Origin of the sequence: Salifodinibacter halophilus (assembly GCA_012999515.1) — a bacterium.
Lineage (GTDB): Bacteria > Pseudomonadota > Gammaproteobacteria > Nevskiales > Salinisphaeraceae > Salifodinibacter > Salifodinibacter halophilus.
The window spans coordinates 1-268 of sequence record JABEEB010000291.1 but is presented as its reverse complement, the minus strand read 5'-3'; the positions used below and the strand labels follow the sequence as shown (position 1 = coordinate 268).

1 protein-coding gene is annotated in these 268 nt (G+C 65.3%); it reads right to left on the bottom strand.

The features are described from left to right. A partial coding sequence (locus HKX41_11710; GenBank protein NNC24799.1) for a hypothetical protein occupies positions 1-268 on the bottom strand: 268 nt, incomplete at both ends.

The window sequence follows — 268 nt, the reverse complement described above, 5'->3', positions numbered from 1 at the left end:
CATCGGCGGTATCCCCGGGGATGAACTCGTCAGAGTCGGCCGCGAGCGACGCCATTTCGATGTGCTCGGCACCGGTCCCCGCCTCGTTGCCGGTCGACCAACTGAAGACCGAGGCGTGGTTGCGGTCTCGAAGCACCATTCGGCGGAACTGCGCGACCGCCTGGTCGTGGTAGACTTCGGTGTTGGCGAGCAGTCCCTGCCACCAGTGGGACTCGACGCAGACTTCGTCCTGCAGGTAGAGCCCGTACTCGTCCGCGAGTCGGTACAG